16 protein-coding genes, 1 other RNA gene and 1 other annotated feature are annotated in these 16,064 nt (G+C 52.4%); of the genes, 3 read left to right on the top strand and 14 right to left on the bottom strand.

Going from position 1 to position 16,064, the window contains the following annotated elements:
* The first annotated feature begins 210 nt into the window (after window positions 1-210).
* Window positions 211-319: antisense sRNA RprA (rprA, locus tag ACPUC8_RS22730), an RNA gene on the top strand.
* Between the two features lie 100 nt (window positions 320-419).
* Here the strand turns inward: rprA and ppsA are convergent.
* Entirely contained in the window at window positions 420-2,807 is a 2,388-nt protein-coding gene (ppsA, locus tag ACPUC8_RS22725) for a phosphoenolpyruvate synthase (RefSeq protein ID WP_039335763.1), read from the bottom strand.
* Between the two features lie 444 nt (window positions 2,808-3,251).
* On the opposite strand from ppsA, the gene ppsR reads away from it, so the two are divergent.
* Window positions 3,252-4,085: a posphoenolpyruvate synthetase regulatory kinase/phosphorylase PpsR gene (gene ppsR / locus ACPUC8_RS22720; RefSeq protein ID WP_039335760.1), complete on the top strand. Its 834-nt coding sequence runs from the start codon at window positions 3,252-3,254 to the stop codon at window positions 4,083-4,085.
* Window positions 4,086-4,234: 149 nt separating this feature from the next.
* Window positions 4,235-5,281, top strand: coding sequence for a 3-deoxy-7-phosphoheptulonate synthase (locus ACPUC8_RS22715; RefSeq protein ID WP_039335758.1), 1,047 nt, complete (start codon window positions 4,235-4,237; stop codon window positions 5,279-5,281).
* 5 nt (window positions 5,282-5,286) lie between these two features.
* On the opposite strand, the gene ACPUC8_RS22710 is transcribed toward ACPUC8_RS22715, so the two are convergent.
* The 13 genes from ACPUC8_RS22710 to rpmI form a co-directional block, all read right to left on the bottom strand.
* Window positions 5,287-6,726, bottom strand: coding sequence for a protein adenylyltransferase SelO (locus ACPUC8_RS22710; protein WP_494927401.1), 1,440 nt, complete (start codon window positions 6,724-6,726; stop codon window positions 5,287-5,289).
* A 100-nt stretch (window positions 6,727-6,826) separates the two neighbouring features.
* A complete protein-coding gene (locus tag ACPUC8_RS22705; RefSeq protein ID WP_039335825.1) occupies window positions 6,827-7,570 on the bottom strand; it encodes an EAL domain-containing protein in 744 nt (247 codons plus the stop codon).
* Between the two features lie 312 nt (window positions 7,571-7,882).
* Window positions 7,883-8,344 carry an NlpC/P60 family protein gene (locus tag ACPUC8_RS22700; protein WP_039335754.1) on the bottom strand — a complete coding sequence of 154 codons (462 nt, stop codon included), beginning with the start codon at window positions 8,342-8,344 and terminating at the stop codon, window positions 7,883-7,885.
* Between the two features lie 69 nt (window positions 8,345-8,413).
* Window positions 8,414-9,160 carry a vitamin B12 ABC transporter ATP-binding protein BtuD gene (btuD, locus tag ACPUC8_RS22695; protein WP_039335752.1) on the bottom strand — a complete coding sequence of 249 codons (747 nt, stop codon included), beginning with the start codon at window positions 9,158-9,160 and terminating at the stop codon, window positions 8,414-8,416.
* A complete protein-coding gene (locus ACPUC8_RS22690) occupies window positions 9,161-9,706 on the bottom strand; it encodes a glutathione peroxidase (RefSeq protein ID WP_058973119.1) in 546 nt (181 codons plus the stop codon).
* Between the two features lie 39 nt (window positions 9,707-9,745).
* Window positions 9,746-10,729 carry a vitamin B12 ABC transporter permease BtuC gene (gene btuC, locus ACPUC8_RS22685; RefSeq protein WP_494927400.1) on the bottom strand — a complete coding sequence of 328 codons (984 nt, stop codon included), beginning with the start codon at window positions 10,727-10,729 and terminating at the stop codon, window positions 9,746-9,748.
* 88 nt (window positions 10,730-10,817) lie between these two features.
* Window positions 10,818-11,180, bottom strand: a complete 363-nt coding sequence (locus ACPUC8_RS22680; RefSeq protein WP_058973121.1) for a DUF2502 domain-containing protein — start codon at window positions 11,178-11,180, stop codon at window positions 10,818-10,820.
* A gap of 192 nt (window positions 11,181-11,372) precedes the next feature.
* Window positions 11,373-11,675 carry an integration host factor subunit alpha gene (gene ihfA / locus ACPUC8_RS22675; RefSeq protein ID WP_007892687.1) on the bottom strand — a complete coding sequence of 101 codons (303 nt, stop codon included), beginning with the start codon at window positions 11,673-11,675 and terminating at the stop codon, window positions 11,373-11,375.
* A 4-nt stretch (window positions 11,676-11,679) separates the two neighbouring features.
* Entirely contained in the window at window positions 11,680-14,067 is a 2,388-nt protein-coding gene (gene pheT / locus ACPUC8_RS22670; protein WP_494927399.1) for a phenylalanine--tRNA ligase subunit beta, read from the bottom strand.
* A 14-nt stretch (window positions 14,068-14,081) separates the two neighbouring features.
* Window positions 14,082-15,065, bottom strand: a complete 984-nt coding sequence (gene pheS, locus ACPUC8_RS22665; protein WP_039335741.1) for a phenylalanine--tRNA ligase subunit alpha — start codon at window positions 15,063-15,065, stop codon at window positions 14,082-14,084.
* Window positions 15,066-15,136: 71 nt separating this feature from the next.
* Window positions 15,137-15,262, bottom strand: a sequence feature (Phe leader region).
* Entirely contained in the window at window positions 15,213-15,257 is a 45-nt protein-coding gene (gene pheM / locus ACPUC8_RS22660) for a pheST operon leader peptide PheM (RefSeq protein WP_123912837.1), read from the bottom strand. Its footprint overlaps the feature before it by 45 nt.
* A 115-nt stretch (window positions 15,263-15,377) precedes the next feature.
* On the bottom strand, window positions 15,378-15,734 hold the full coding sequence (gene rplT / locus ACPUC8_RS22655; protein WP_007892678.1) for a 50S ribosomal protein L20: 357 nt from the start codon (window positions 15,732-15,734) through the stop codon (window positions 15,378-15,380).
* 82 nt (window positions 15,735-15,816) lie between these two features.
* Window positions 15,817-16,014, bottom strand: coding sequence for a 50S ribosomal protein L35 (gene rpmI / locus ACPUC8_RS22650; RefSeq protein WP_006118955.1), 198 nt, complete (start codon window positions 16,012-16,014; stop codon window positions 15,817-15,819).
* Between the last annotated feature and the right edge of the window lie 50 nt (window positions 16,015-16,064).

Genomic DNA, 16,064 nt, shown 5'->3' with positions numbered 1-16,064 from the left:
ATTGCTTCCGTTACGCATTATTTTTCATAAGCGATTTTTAAGAAAAAACGCAGATTTGGCCTATTTAGGAGAGTTTCGCTAACGGAATGATTATTTTTCGCACTGAATCATCAGGCTAAACCGGTGAAAAAGGCCACGAAAGATTATCAGCTTTAAACTAATAAGAGGATTCTTAAAGACGCCAGCAGGCGGTGTGAATAACATGAATCCTAAGTTTGAGATCAAACCACTGATTTTTAAACAACCTTTTTCCCCTGAGTAAAGTAAAGAATTGCTGTGTGTAGTCTTTGCCCATCCCCTGTGATGGGCTTTTTTTTTTGCATTTTTTATGCATAAACAAAAGGCCAGCAGAGCTGGCCTTGATGATTTCAGCAAGGACACTTCAGAATCTTACTGAAAGCGTCCTAATTAATAGCTGACTAAGATTTTGCAGCATCCAGCTCAGCCAGATTCAACCAGGTTTGCACCACGGTATCTGGATTGAGTGACAGGCTATCAATGCCCTGATCCATCAACCAGGCGGCAAAGTCCTCATGATCTGACGGCCCCTGCCCACAGATACCGACGTACTTACCCTGCTTCTTCGCGGCCTGAATCGACATCGACAGCAGCGCTTTAACCGCCTCGTTACGCTCATCGAACAGCGCAGACACCACGCCGGAATCACGATCCAGCCCCAGCGCCAGCTGGGTCATATCGTTCGAACCGATAGAGAAGCCGTCGAAATACTGCAGGAACTGTTCCGCCAGCAAGGCATTAGAAGGAATCTCACACATCATGATCACCTTCAGGCCATTCTCGCCACGTTTCAGACCCTGCTTGCCTAGCTCTTCCACAACGGCGGCAGCCTGGTCTACGGTACGCACAAACGGAATCATAATTTCGACGTTAGTCAGACCCATCTCGTTACGCACCCGCTTCACTGCTGCGCACTCTAACGCGAAACAGTCACGGAAGCTGTCCGCCACATAGCGACCCGCCCCACGGAAGCCCAGCATCGGGTTCTCTTCTTCAGGCTCATAACGCTCCCCCCCCACGAGGTTAGCGTATTCGTTGGATTTGAAGTCAGAGAGACGCACAATAACGCGTTTTGGCGCAAAGGCCGCACCCAGCGTGGCAATTCCCTCGGTCAGGCGCGCAATGTAGAATTCAACCGGATCGTCAAACCCTTTCATCATCTGACGAATCTGCTGCTGAATCTCTGGCGTCTGCTGGTCAAATTCCAGCAGCGCTTTTGGATGCACGCCGATCATACGGTTGATGATGAATTCCAGACGCGCCAGCCCGACCCCCTCATTGGGCAGGCAAGCAAAATCAAATGCACGATCGGGGTTACCGACGTTCATCATAATCTTCAGTGGCAGATCGGGCATGGTATCCACTTGTGAGCTGGTGACTTCAAAGTCCAGCAGATCCTGGTAAACGTAGCCGGTGTCGCCCTCCGCACAAGTGACCGTCACCTTATGGCCATCTTTGAGATGATCTGTCGCATCGCCACATCCCACCACCGCAGGAATACCCAGTTCACGTGCGATGATCGCGGCATGGCAAGTACGCCCACCACGGTTGGTAACAATCGCTGAGGCTTTCTTCATGATCGGCTCCCAATCCGGGTCCGTCATGTCGGTCACCAGCACGTCACCTTTCTCGATACGATGCATTTCGCTGATATCGTGAATCACCTTCACTTCACCCGCGCCAATACGATGTCCGATGGCTCGGCCTTCGACCAGCACTTTGCCTTTGCCCTGCAAGGTGTAGCGTTCCATCACCTGACCATTGGAACGGACAGTCTCCGGACGGGCCTGCACGATAAACAGCTTGCCGGTGTGACCATCTTTTGCCCACTCAATATCCATTGGGCGTTTGTAGTGCTGCTCAATCAACACCGCCTGACGCGCCAGATCTTGCACTTCGTCATCGGTCAGGCTGAAGCGGTCACGCTGTTCTTGATCGACATCTTCAATCCGCACCTGCTCCCCATGCTCTTGGGAATCGGCATACACCATGCGAATTTTTTTCGAGCCCATGGTTCGGCGTACAATCGCCGGGCGGTTAGCCGCCAGCGTCGGTTTATGCACGTAAAATTCGTCTGGGTTAACCGCGCCCTGCACCACCATCTCACCCAGACCGAACGCCGAGGTGATAAACACCACCTGGTCGAAACCGGACTCGGTATCTATGGTGAACATCACCCCCGATGAAGCGAGGTCCGATCGCACCATGCGCTGAATCCCGGCCGACAACGCCACACCGCGATGGTCGTAGCCTTGATGCACACGATAGGAGATCGCACGGTCGTTAAACAAAGAAGCATAAACGTGCTTCACGGCCACCAGCACCGCGTCAAATCCCTGCACGTTGAGGAATGTCTCTTGTTGACCGGCGAACGAGGCATCGGGCATATCTTCCGCCGTTGCAGAAGAACGCACCGCAAACGAAGCGTCGGGGTCATCAGAAGAGAGCTGCTCATAGGCTGTTCGTATCGCCTCTTCCAGTTCAGGCAAGAATGGCGTATCAACAACCCATTGACGAATTTGTTTGCCAGCTTTCGCCAGCTCTTCCACATCATCAATATCCGTAACGTCCAGCAAATCATAAATACGCTGGTTCAGTCCGCTTTGGTCGAGAAACAGATTAAAAGCGTAAGATGTCGTCGCATAACCGTTTGGCACGGATACGCCCAGAGACGACAAGTTCGTAATCATTTCTCCCAGGGAAGCATTCTTGCCCCCCACCCGATCAACATCATGCATGCCAAGCTGGTTGTACCAGAGCACTAGCGACTGTTGGTCTTGATTGGACATTGAGATTATCCTTCATTTAAATGATTGGAGCACATGGAACAATTTGCTATTCGCCAAAACAGCCTGGCACAATCAATAAATAAAGACTAAGTGTTGAATCGTTAAAGCAGAAAAAGAAACGCAAAATCGGATTAGTACCCGTCATAAATCGAGTTGCGCAACAGGCTTATTAACCGACCGCAAATGGCTACAGTGATATTTTTCCCTTTTTCAGAGGGTTAGAGATTGCTTTTCGTTGCGCAACAGCATCAGACTTTATTTCCCAGATTAAATGGAAAATGCGAGTAAATAGCGTTTTTCAAAACAGCATTTCATCTAATATTCCCTTTTGAAGAACAGCCTTGTGTGATGTGACCGTCACTGATATGGATATTTCATTTTATTTTTAATTAAAATGAAATATTGGCAGTGAGATTGTTATGTAAAAGTAAATGAGAGGATTGCTTGCCTATGAGCACTGAACGCAGTGTGTTCTACATTTCAGATGGCACCGCCATTACCGCTGAAGTTTTGGGGCACGCAGTGCTCTCACAATTTCCCGTTAGCACTAACAGTGTCACCCTGCCTTTTGTTGAGAATGTCCAGCGCGCGCAGGCGGTTAAAGCGCAAATTAATGCTTTGTACCAGCAGAGTGGCGTGCGTCCGTTAGTGTTTTTCTCAATTGTGACGCCTGACGTCCGCGAGATCATTCTGGAGAGTGAAGGCTTCTGTCAGGACATCGTGCAGGCACTGGTCGCCCCGTTGCAAAGCGAACTCGGTGTAGCTTCGATGCCCGTGGCGCATCGTACTCACGGGCTGACTGCCAGCAATCTGGGCAAATATGATGCGCGTATCGCCGCGATTGATTACACCCTGGCCCACGATGATGGTATTTCTCTGCGCGGTCTGGAAGATGCACAGGTCATTCTGCTTGGCGTCTCGCGCTGTGGCAAAACGCCGACCAGCCTCTATCTGGCGATGCAGTTTGGTGTGCGTGCGGCAAACTACCCCTTTATCGCGGATGACATGGATAATCTAAAATTACCCCCCGCATTACGCGCACATCAGCATAAGCTCTTTGGATTAACCATCGATCCCGAGCGCCTGGCGGCGATCCGTCAGGAGCGCGCCGAAAATACCCGGTATGCGTCAATGCGTCAGTGCCGCCTTGAAGTGGGTGAAGTCGAAGCGTTGTTCCGTACCCATCAAATTCGCTACCTCAACAGTACCAACTATTCGGTCGAGGAGATTGCCACCAAAATCCTCGACATTATGGGGCTGCGCCGCAGCATGTATTAGCGTGTAAGCCAGGCCGTAAAGCCTGGCTTCCGTCTTGAATAACTTTCCTTTCTTTTTAGCGGGTTGAATTCGCGAGCTATTGGTTTATTGTGACCACCATCACTTCCCGGTATTTCACCGCTGCGAAGAACAGAATTTTGAGAGTCCCAATGAACAAGACTGATGAACTGCGTACTGCGCGCATCGGCAGCCTGCTAACGCCAGCGGCCCTCGCGCAAGAACACCCTATTTCGGCGGAGATTGCCGCTAACGTCACCGCTGCGCGCCAGCGCATTGCCCGTATCCTGACGGGTGAAGACCCGCGCCTGCTGGTGATTATCGGTCCGTGCTCATTGCACGATCCCAAAGCGGCGATTGAATACGCCGAACGCCTGAATCTCTTGCGTGAGCGCTACAAAGATCGCCTTGAAATTGTAATGCGCGCCTATTTTGAGAAGCCGCGCACTGTGGTGGGTTGGAAAGGTTTGATTTCTGATCCTGATCTCGACGGCAGTTTTGACGTCAACCGCGGCATCGCTATCGCCCGCAAACTGCTGCTGGATATCAATGCACTGGGGATGCCGACCGCCACCGAATTTCTCGATATGGTGATCGGCCAGTTTATTGCCGACCTGATCAGCTGGGGCGCTATTGGCGCACGCACAACGGAAAGTCAGATCCACCGTGAAATGGCCTCGGCACTCTCCTGTCCGGTGGGTTTCAAGAACGGTACCGATGGCAACGTGCAGATCGCTGTAGATGCGATTCGCGCTTCTCGCGCCAGCCATATGTTCCTCTCGCCGGATAAACATGGCCAGATGACGATTTACCAGACCAGCGGCAATCCGCACGGCCATGTGATCCTGCGTGGCGGTAAGCAGCCCAATTACCATGCTGAAGATGTGGCGGCAGCAGCAGCGAACCTGCGTGATTTCAACTTGCCTGAGCAGTTGATTATCGACTTCAGCCACGGTAATTGCCTGAAGCAGCATCGCCGCCAGCGCGACGTCGCGGATGACATCGCCGCGCAGATTCGCCAGGGTTCACGTGCTGTTGCGGGTGTGATGATTGAGAGTTTCCTGCAGGAAGGTAACCAGAAGGTGGTGGGCGGTGAACCCTTAACTTACGGGCAGTCCATTACCGATCCCTGCCTTGGCTGGGAAGATAGTGAAGAAGTGCTGGAGAAACTGGCTGCCGCGGTAGACAGCCGTTTCTAATTAATTTAGCTGGAGCAACTCACTTCCAGCGTTTTGCCCCACTCGGGTGGCCGTTGGCGCAACTGCGCGCTAACGGCTGCATCACTAAACGGCTGCTGCAATGCCAGATGCAAGGTTTCCAACGCCGCAGTTTCCCCTTTCTCGACCTCTTCGATAACCTGCTGAGCCAGATAATTACGCAATATCAGCGCGGGATTAGCGGCTTTCATTACCGTTTGACGCTGTTCATCCGTCGTTTCATCTTGCAGCAGTCGTTGGCGATAAGTGTCATACCAGCGATCAAACGCCTCACGATCGATAAACTCATCGCGCAGCGGTGAACGGCTCTCCTGCTGTTGCGTATCGCTTAACAAACGGAACGTCAGCGTATAATCACTGTGTTCTTGCGTCATCAACTCCAGCAGCGAGGTGAGAATGGCGTTGTCATTCGCATCCGCGGTTAACAGCCCCAGCTTGGCACGCATCTTCTCACCCCAAACCCGCATCAGTTCGGTTTCATATTGACTCAGCGCCTGTTTGAGCTGATCCGTGGTCATTAACCCTGACAGAGCATGCGCCAGACGGTTGAGGTTCCACAGCCCAATCATCGGCTGGTTCTCAAACGCATAGCGGCCTTGATAATCACTGTGATTGCAGATGAAATCGGGCTGGTAATCGTCCAGGAAGCCGTAAGGACCGTAATCCAGTGTTAATCCAAGAATCGACATGTTGTCGGTGTTCATCACGCCGTGTGCAAAGCCGACACTCTGCCAGTGAGCGATCAGGCTCGCGGTACGTTTGACGATGTCGCTGAACCAAAGCTGATAGCGGTCAGCCTGATCGCGTAACTGCGGCCAGTGATGGTGAATGGCATAATCCGCCAGTTGGCGCACCTTCTCCTGTTCACCACCATAATAGAAGTGTTCGAAATGGCCGAAGCGCAGGTGGCTCTCCGCGATGCGCATCAGCATGGCGCCGCGCTCTTGGGTTTCACGCAACACTGGCTCTTCACCAATCGCCAGTGCCAGGGCACGCGTGGTGGGAATACCAAGGTGGTGCAATGCTTCGGAAGCCAGAAATTCACGCACGCTGGAGCGGATGACCGCGCGGCCATCGCCCATGCGTGAGTAAGGAGTGAGTCCCGCGCCTTTGAGGTGCCAGTCGAGTTTGCGCCCATTTTCCAGCTGCTGTTCGCCCAGCAAAATACCTCGACCATCACCTAACTGTCCGGCCCAGACGCCAAACTGATGGCCACTGTAGACCTGAGCCAGCGGTGCCATACCCGGCAGTAATTCACGACCGCTCCATACGCCATGGCCTTCGCCTTGAAACAGGTTTGGCTCCAGCCCCATTTCAGCCGCCAGCGGCGCATTGTGATAAAACAAGCGCCCACCTGCTAAGGGGGTCGGGGCCAGCGCGGTGTAAAAGCCCGGCAACTCTTGCTGCCAGCTATTGATAAATTGCATTAATACTCCAGTAGATGCAGGTGTGCAACGCACCGACATTGAGTGTATCGAAGTGAGGTTTAGTGTAACGCTGACACGAGGTGGAGAACAGGTGAAAGGATTACTGCTTTGAGGGTGTATGCAAGCTCACATCAGGATAAATAAGATCGCTTAACCGTTCCGCTTTAACAACCGGGAACAAATTTCCTTGCAGTTGCGCGCCATTTAACTGGCTAACTTTCTCCAGCAGCAGGCCATCGTCGACGCCACATATAATTATCTGGTCGGCGAAATCGGAAAACGTATCAATCATCGTTTGCATAAAAGGTGTAAAAGATGCACGTTTTGCAAGCCCCTGAATAAAGACCTTATCCAGTTTCAATACGTTAAACAGATTATCATAGACTGCGGTTGCAGGCGCTTTTCCCGCCCCAAACTGCGAGAGTGATAAACGGAATTCTTGCTGTAAGGAAGCTAAAAGCGGCTGCGCTTTTCCCTTGGCTAATTGCGGAAACGTTTCGCTGACATCCAGAATAATAAAAGAAAGTTGTTTAAATTTCCTTAACAGAAATTCGCTTTCCAATAGCATTGTGGCCATGGAATCATCAATACGTACCAAGGCGGTAATTTGATGTAACTCAAAAAATTCACGGTACTTTTCCAGCAATGAAAGCTGGCTCTGCAGTAAGCGTAATTGCTGCGCATCGTCTAACTGCGGCAACAACAAATCCTGCGGCAGCGTAATAGGTGCGCTGTCGTGGACGAATTGCGTCACCAGCTCGACCGAAGTCAGCTGGCCCGCCAGAGAGTAAACTGGATAAAACCAGGTTTCCGACTGATAGTCGGCAGATAAATGGACTTTCATTTCTACAGCCAGAAGCAGTGGCAATTGGCGCATCGTATATCAATGAAAACCACCAGGCAATAGGACCAAACGTTTGAAGAGACGCTGTTTTTATGCCTGATTAAGCGGTTTTAAGCCTGAGATAATACTTAAGCCAAATAACCGGGGTTAATATCCTTACCGATTAAATAAACTTAGCACTCTTTTTAGTATTGAAGAAAGGCTATTTAAAGTTCCATTTTAAATGAGAGTTAAGTCAGGCTTTGCCATCACAATTAATAATGCATAAAACCACGCGCCTTTTATGGCATTATTACCTAGTATGGTACTCAATCAGATGCGACGCGCTTGCCAAAATACTTTGCGCCAATAAACATTGTCTAGTGAGGAACGGATTACACCCTGACTGGTAGAGGCATGAATAAAGGTGTTATCGGTATCATAAATACCGACGTGCAGGCCATTTTCACCGCTGCCGGTCTTGAAGAATACCAGATCGCCAGGTAGCAGGTCACTTTTGTCGATTCGCGTGCCAATATCGGTTTGATCAATCGTGGAACGCGGCAGCTGCATGGCAAATTGATCACGGAAAGTCAGATAAACAAAGCCCGAGCAATCCACCCCACCGCGACTTAACCCGCCGTATCGATAAGGCGTTCCCCGCCAGTGTGTGAGTTGTTCATTGAGTTGGGCAATAACGGTAATCGAATCAGACAGGCGACCATTCGGCGGCGGTGCACGATGGCTGCTACAGCCTGCCAACAGCAGAACCAGAATAAAAACCGTAAGTCGCATCAGAATAATCCTTAAATCCGTCGCCCGGCAGACACTTTAGCGGTAAATCTGCCGTTCAGGCAACGACATTCAAGGGATAAACAGCAGCGGGCCTTGTGCGGTGTCGATTTGCTCGAAGTGAGTCTGATACAGCGGTGCCAGTTGTTCGGCAGTCAATACTTCCCGTGCGCCGCCTTGGCTCACCATACTTCCTTGATGCATTAACCACACAATATCCGCATGGCGCAGGCTATGATTGAGGTCGTGGCCACTGGCGATGATGGCGATGCCTGCGTGGCATAGGCTGCTCAGTAACTTATCCACCGCACGCTGTTGCGCGACGTCCAGCGCGGTCATTGGCTCATCCAGAATCAGCAACTTCCCGCGTGGATTGAGCAACGGATGAATCTGTAATACGACTGCGGCCAGCCGTACACGCTGCCATTCACCACCCGAAAGCTGTGTCAGGTTGCAGGTCAGTTTGTGTTGCAAGCTGAGCTGAGTGAGAACATCCGACAGCGTGGCATCTGCCTGGGGAGACGCCGATGAGCAATGTAGCCGCAGAAAGTGCCAAACCGGCATCGACCCTAATGCCAACTGCTGCTGAGGCAACCACGCGCGCAACTGCGCCAACGCAGCCCCACTTAAGGTCTCAAGTTGCTGGCCAGCTATCCGAATGCTGCCTTTAACAGGCAGCAGGCCTGAAAGCGCGCTTAACAGCGTGCTTTTGCCCGCGCCATTTGGCCCAACCAGGTGAACCAGAGAGCCAGCATTCAGGGTAAGGTCGACGGGAGTCAGTCGCCCTGCGACGCTCACTCCCTCGCACTGCAACAGCATTTACTCGGCCAATGCCTGCTCAACGCGTTTCAGGATAATCGGATCGTCTGGCGTCATATCCGGTGAGAAACGCGCAATTACTTTGCCCTGCTTGTTGATCAGGAATTTCTCGAAGTTCCACAGAATATCGCCTTCCGCTTTCGGCGCACGACCTTTGCTCACCATACGTTCCAGGAAACCGCTGCCTTCAGGACGCTGGGCCTCTGGCTGAGCCGCAGTCAGTTGCGCATACAGGGGATGGCGATTCGCCCCGTTGACGTCGGTTTTATCGAACATCGGGAAGGTCACACCATAAGTGGTGCTGCAGAACGTTTTGATCTCTTCATTACTGCCAGGTTCCTGCTCAAGGAACTGGTTGCACGGAAAACCGAGCACACTGAAATCTTTGTTCTGCCAGGCTTTTTGTAATGACTCAAGCTGCTCATACTGCGCCGTCAGACCACATTTAGACGCCACGTTAACCACCAGCAAGACTTTATCCTGATACTGCGCCAACGTGGTTTTTTCGCCATCCAGTGTAACCAGATCAGTTTGATAGATACTCATTGTTGATTCCTGTTGTTGAACCCAAGATGCCAGCCGCAGCTAGCGCGAAGACTTCACTAATAGCACAATAAATAGTGGTGCTCCCAGCGTGGCGGTCACCACACCAATCGGTAATTCCGCGGAGGTCAGCACCAGGCGCGCGATAATATCCGCCCCCAGCAACACCGCGGCACCCGCCAGAGCGGATGCCGGTAACAGATAACGATGATCACTCAAGCCACTCAGCCGAAGCAAATGTGGGATCACCAGTCCGACAAAACCGATTGCGCCGGCCATCGCCACACTGGCCCCCACCAGCCATCCCATTGCCAGCACTAACAGATTGCGCCACAGCAGCAGCGGTAAACCCAGCTGACGTGCTGAGGTCTCTCCCAGTGCCAGTAAATTGAGAGGGCGCGCGGTAGCGATGAGCAGTAACGTGACCGGCAACAGTGCCAGCATCATCCAGCCGTAACGCCAGTCAATGCCGCTGAAGCCGCCCATCATCCAGTACATCAGCTGGCGCAGATCGAGGCTGGTGCTAAAGTACACCGCCCACGTCATGATGGCGCTACAGATAATGCCGAGCGCCACGCCCGTCAGCAGCAGGCGAGTAGCCGATAGCTGACGGTGAGCAAAATGCAGCAGAATGAGGGTGATGAATAACGCACCCGCCATGGCGGCCAACGCCAGACTCCACAACGAGCCATTACCCAGCATCACCCCCAGCACTAGACCGATTCCCGCACCATTGGACACGCCCAGCAGGCCGGGTTCTGCCAGCGGATTATTAAACAGCGCCTGCATCACCACGCCACTCACCGCCAGCGCGGCACCCACCAGCAATACAGCCAGGGTGCGCGGCAAACGCAGTTGCCAGACGAAGAGGTCGTTCGATGCGCTAAACCATTGTGTGGGGGGGATCCAGTTATCACCGGCACACAGGCTAATGATGAACAGAAGCAGCACAGCGGCACTGAGTAGCATCAGCCAACGCTGGCTGCGGCGGTCGGCCTGTCGGGCAAGCTGGTCCAGCAGAGTCATAGAAAAGATTGGCTGAGAAAACAGAGATTTGATTGTAGTGGGATTGTGGCAAAAAGAAAGCGGCACCTGAAGGTGCCGCTGAGGAGACTTAATGACGCGGAGGAATCGGTTGACCGTGATCATCATGCTGGTTGTGATTATCACGCGGGTCGTTGTGCTGCTGGCGAGGCTGCGGTTTGTTGTCATGACGCGGTGCGTTGCCCGGGTGCTGTGACTGCCAGCCGTTACCGTTCCAGTAACCGTGTGGACCTTTCATACCAACACGTTGGTTATGATGCTGTTTCCACCACGTAGGCGCACGCCAGTCATAGCCATCCCAGTAGTAGCCACGTTTATCCTGGTCACCGATATGAATCGATACCCCTGGGGTGTTGATGTTGACAGAAACATTGGCACTGGCCAGCAGCGGCATTCCTAACAGGATGCTTAATAAAAGTGCTGTCTTTTTCATCAGCGAAAACCTCTTGTAATGTGATGGCGCTGTTATAACAAATGAAATGAGACAGTCACTATCGGCGAGTGCCGATTTTCATCCTATTTTCCGGATACTTACGAAATCCTGACAATATGGAAAGATTGCGTAGATCGCCTGTTTTTCAGCCAATAAAAAAGGCCGCTAAGCGGCCTTTTTGTCATACTGAAATTAGTCAGCGTCCTTCGGTGTCGCGTTCTCGACGCGACTTTTCAACTTCTGCCCCGGACGGAATGTCACCACCCGGCGGGCAGTGATTGGAATATCTTCTCCCGTCTTCGGGTTACGGCCTGGACGTTGGTTTTTGTCACGCAGATCAAAGTTACCAAATCCGGACAGTTTAACCTGTTCTCCGTTTTCTAACGCACGGCGAACTTCTTCAAAGAAGAGCTCAACCAACTCTTTGGCATCGCGTTTGCTCAACCCGAGTTTTTCAAACAGGTACTCTGACATTTCAGCTTTTGTAAGCGCCATAGGTTCAATCCCTCAAGGTTGCCTGGAATCGCTCTTTTAATGCCGCAACGCATTTGGCAACGGTCGCGGCAATCTCCTCTTCTTCGAGTGTCCGGCTGGTATCCTGCAAAATCAGGCTAATCGCAAGGCTCTTTTCGCCCTCGTTTACGCCCTTACCACGGTACACGTCAAACAAGTTTACGCCAACTACCTGATTTACGCCAACTTTCTTACACTCCGCGATGATATCTGCTGCGGGCACGTTTTCAGCCACTACCACAGCGATATCACGACGGTTTGCTGGGAAGCGTGAAATCTCGCGCGCGTCAGGCAGGACGCGGTCTGCGACCTTATTCCAAAGCAGTTCAAACACTAAGGTGCGGCCGTTGAGATCCAGCTTACGTTCCAGCTCCGGATGAACCACCCCGATAAATCCGATTCGTTCGCCACGTAAATAAATTGCAGCGCTCTGTCCTGGATGCAGCGCCGGATTGGCCTCTGCACGGAAAGAAATCTCATCAAGTTTACCGGTCAAATCCAGCAGCGATTCTAAATCGCCTTTTAAATCATAGAAGTCAACCGCCTGACGCGCCAGATCCCAATGCTCTTCGTAGCGATTACCGCTCAGTACGCCCGCCAGCATAAGATCCTGGCGAATACCGAGATCGGCCTGAGTATCAGGAACAAAGCGCAAACCGCTTTCAAACAGGCGTACACGGCCTTGCTGACGGTTCTGGTTGTACACCACAGCCCCTAGCAGACCGGTCCACAGTGACAAACGCATCGCGGACATATCGCTGGAAATCGGGCTTGGCAGAATCAGCGCTTCTTCACCGGGATGCAGCAGCTGCTGCACTTTCGGATCAACGAAGCTGTAAGTGATGGCTTCCTGATAGCCTTTATCCACCAGCAGGCTGCGCGCACGTTTCAGGGATAAATCCGCTTCGCGATGCTGTGTCATGATCAGGTTGGCTTTCACCGGCACATCAGGAATGTTGTTGTAGCCGTAGACACGCGCCACTTCCTCAACCAAGTCTTCCTCAATAGCCATGTCGAAGCGCCAGCTTGGTGCGACAGCTTTCCACTCGCCGTTGCCCACGGTCACTTCACAACCCAGACGCGTCAGAATGTCTGTGACCTGCTCATCGGCACTCACGTGACCAATCAGGCGGTCCAGCTTTTCACGACGCAGCGTGATGGTGGCACGCTCAGGCAATTTGCTGGCGTCAGTTTGATCGATAACTGGACCCGCTTCACCGCCACAGATGTCCAGCAGCAGCTGAGTCGCGCGTTCAATCGCTTTGAACTGCAGCGCAGGATCGACACCACGCTCGTAACGGTGTGAAGCATCGGTATGCAGACCCTGACGACGGGCACGGCCGGTGATCGCCAGCGGTTCAAAGAAGGCGCACTCGAACAGCACGTTTTGGGTCTGATCGTTCACACCTGAGTGCTCACCACCAAAAATACCGCCCATCGCCAGCGCTTTCTGATGGTCCGCAATCACCAGCGTGTCGCTGCTGAGTTTAGCTTCGGTGCCATCCAACAGCGTCAGCACTTCGCCCTCTTCCGCCATGCGCACCACGATGCCGCCATCAATGCGGTCGAGGTCAAAGGCGTGCATAGGCTGGCCGAGTTCCAACAGAACGTAGTTGGTGATATCCACAACCGGGTCGATTGAACGAATACCGCAGCGACGCAGTTTTTCACGCATCCACAGTGGCGTTGCCGCCTGCACGTTGATGCCTTTTACTACGCGGCCGAGATAACGTGGGCAAGCATCTGTGGCATCTACGCGAATGGGGAAGGTGTCAGAAATGGTCGCGTTAACGGGTTCAATAGTGGGCTCCGTCAACGGCAAGCCGTTAACCACCGCCACGTCGCGCGCGATACCGATAATACCGAGGCAATCTGCACGGTTTGGCGTTACGCTGATTTCGATGGTGTTGTCATCCAACTGCAGATAGCTACGGATGTCAGTCCCGATTGGTGCATCCGCTGGCAGCTCAATGATGCCACTGTGATCGTCGGAAATTCCCAGCTCAGAGAAAGAGCACAGCATGCCTTCTGAAGGCTCACCGCGCAGTTTTGCCGCTTTGATTTTGAAATCACCTGGCAGCACAGCGCCCACGGTGGCGACTGCCACTTTCAGACCCTGACGGCAGTTTGGCGCGCCACAGACGATGTCCAGCAGGCGATCGCCGCCTACATTGATTTTGGTGACGCGCAGTTTGTCGGCGTTCGGGTGCTGGCCGCACTCCACCACTTCACCCACCACCACGCCATGGAACGCGCCGGCAACCGGATCAACACCGTCCACTTCCAGGCCGGCCATGGTGATTTGCTCAGACAGCGCAGCGCTGTCCAGGGCTGGATTTACCCATTCGCGTAACCAGAGTTCACTGAATTTCATTGGATAACCTGCCCTTATTTAAATTGTTTGAGGAAACGTAAATCATTTTCGAAGAAGGCGCGCAGATCGTTAACGCCATAGCGCAGCATGGTAAGACGCTCCATACCCATACCGAAGGCAAAGCCAGAGTAGACCTCCGGGTCAATGCCGACATTGCGCAGAACATTTGGATGCACCATGCCGCAGCCCAAGACTTCCAGCCACTTGCCGTTTTTACCCATCACATCCACTTCAGCGGAGGGTTCGGTGAACGGGAAGTAAGAAGGACGGAAGCGAATCTGCAGGTCTTCTTCAAAGAAGTTGTTCAGGAAATCGTGCAGCGTGCCTTTCAGGTTGGTGAAGCTGATGTCTTTATCAACAATCAGACCTTCCATCTGATGGAACATTGGGGTGTGCGTTTGATCGTAATCGTTACGATAAACGCGGCCTGGCGCAATAATGCGAATCGGCGGTTGTTGGTTTTTCATGGTGCGAATCTGCACGCCCGACGTTTGAGTACGCAGCAGGCGCGTGGCATCAAACCAGAAGGTGTCATGGTCGGCACGCGCTGGGTGATGTCCAGGAATGTTCAAGGCGTCGAAGTTGTGGTAGTCATCTTCGATTTCCGGGCCGGTTACCACCGCAAAGCCTAACTCGCCAAAGAAGTTTTCAATACGGTCGATAGTGCGGGTGACCGGATGCAGGCCGCCGTTCTCAATACGACGACCCGGCAGTGAAACATCAATGGTTTCTGCAGCAAGACGCGCATTCAGTTCAGCACTTTCCAGCGTGTTTTTACGCTCGTTAAGACGGTCCTGCACCTGCTGCTTGGCTTCGTTGATCACCGCGCCTGCCGCTGGACGGTCTTCTGCTGGCAGTTCGCGCAGGGTGGTCATCTGCAGCGTAAGGTGCCCTTTTTTACCCAGAAATTCGACGCGCACGGCGTCCAGGGCGGCGATATCCGACGCCTCGTCGATAGCGGCCGTGGCACGGGCCACCAGGTCTGCGAGTTGGGACATGATTTCCTCTTCTTCCAGCCGGGCTGGTCAGTTCTTGTTGGGATCCTGCGATCCGATTAAGTGTCGCCAGAAACAAAAAAGCCTCCACGGGGGAGGCTTTCAGCGCGATTTTTCGTTTCTTTTCTTATGCGCAAAAGCCCCTGATTTTCAGGTGCTAAAGTAAAAAAAGAAACGGAAAATAGCAGCGTGCATGCTTGCGTTACCTTGTCTTGATAGAAACCGCACTATTGAAAAGCCCAGCGGTTAAAATGTCAATCATTTGCGTGAGTTGCAGACAATAAAAAAGGGAGCAAGCTCCCTTTTTCACCTGACTTACGCCAGAGCTGATTTCGCTTTTTCAACCAGTGCCGTGAAGGTCACTTTGTCGAATACTGCGATGTCTGCCAGAATCTTACGGTCGATTTCAATAGAGGCTTTTTTCAGGCCATTGATGAAACGGCTGTAAGAGATACCGTTCTGACGAGCCGCTGCGTTGATACGCGCGATCCACAGTTGACGGAACTGACGCTTACGTTGACGACGGTCACGGTAAGCATACTGACCAGCTTTGATAACAGCCTGGAAAGCAACGCGGTAAACACGTGAACGTGCACCGTAGTAGCCTTTAGCTTGTTTTAAGATTTTCTTGTGACGTGCGCGAGCAATTACACCACGTTTTACGCGAGCCATGTGAGCTCTCCTATATCATATTCTGTGACGCCCTATTCCCTGCAATACGCAAAGTGTTCGGGCAGATTTATAAAAAGTTTACTTATGCGTATGGCAGGCAGGCAACAACCAGGCCCAGATCGCCTTTAGACACCATGCCTTTCGGACGCAGGTGACGTTTACGCTTGGTAGACTTCTTAGTCAGAATATGACGCAGGTTCGCGTGCTTACGCTTGAAGCCGCCAGAAGCGGTCTTCTTGAAGCGCTTAGCCGCGCCACGGACAGTTTTAATCTTTGGCATTTTTACAAATATCCACTTCGCATTGTTAATAAAATGAACCAGACAGGCGA

The organism is Pantoea sp. CFCC18177 (genome assembly GCF_059412425.1).
This window is presented reverse-complemented; position numbering and strand designations above follow the sequence as displayed.